The sequence below is a fragment of the Aurantimonas sp. A2-1-M11 genome (assembly GCF_036549475.1).
In the GTDB taxonomy this organism is placed as follows: domain Bacteria; phylum Pseudomonadota; class Alphaproteobacteria; order Rhizobiales; family Rhizobiaceae; genus Aurantimonas.
Map to the genome: position 1 here is coordinate 1 of NZ_JAZHLI010000219.1, position 717 is coordinate 717.

1 protein-coding gene and 1 pseudogene are annotated in these 717 nt (G+C 63.0%); both read right to left on the reverse strand.

The annotated features are described in order from the left end of the window. A pseudogene (locus VQ042_RS25770) lies at positions 1–266 on the reverse strand (SOS response-associated peptidase); the annotation flags it as partial. A gap of 240 nt (positions 267–506) precedes the next feature. Further along, positions 507–717 (reverse strand): hypothetical protein (locus VQ042_RS25775; RefSeq protein WP_233950060.1); only part of this gene is annotated, 211 nt, incomplete at its 5' end.

The following is a 717-nucleotide window of genomic DNA, read 5'->3' on the forward strand; positions in this document are numbered from 1 at the left end:
CGGCGCCAGTGCGGCGACTTCACGTTGCGGACATTGGTGACGCCGCTGTCGACGTTGCGGCCCTTCAGCACGAACTGCGGTGACGGCATGCCCCAGCGCATCATCGTCAGCTCGCGCTCGCCATCGGCGGCAGTGCGAACCACAGGCGCCGAATAGTCCGGGAACACGCCCGGCAGCGACGGCAGATTACCCGTTCTGTCCCGCATGGCCCGGGTGAACTCGAGGATCGCCGTCTGGCCTTTAGTGATGGAATAGAGATTGCACATGCCGGAGAGATAGGGCGAAACAAAAAAAGCCGCCGCCTCGGTGAAGGGACGGCGGCAATTAAATCTTCAGGCTGGTGAACAGCCCGGATCCACTTTGAATAGCGGCAGGGCGATACGCAGGACAAGCTACCCGGCCGCAATCATCTGGAGGGGATGGAACAGGGGATCCACTCTATGACTGCCCTCAGGATGAGCGGGCGCGGTTAAGTCAGGGTTAAAGCGATTCGCGAGGAATGCTTGTCAGTAATTACGGCCGATGACGCCGCCGGCCACGGCGCCACCGACACCGCCGACGACAGCACCACCGGTGCCAGCAACAGCATCGCCAATGAGCGCGCCCGAGACGCCGCCGATGCCGGCGCCGGCCACCGTGCGCTGGGTGCGGCTACAACCCGCCGAAACGACTAGGGTCGATGCGACAAGCGCGATAACCGCGGATCTGATAACCATC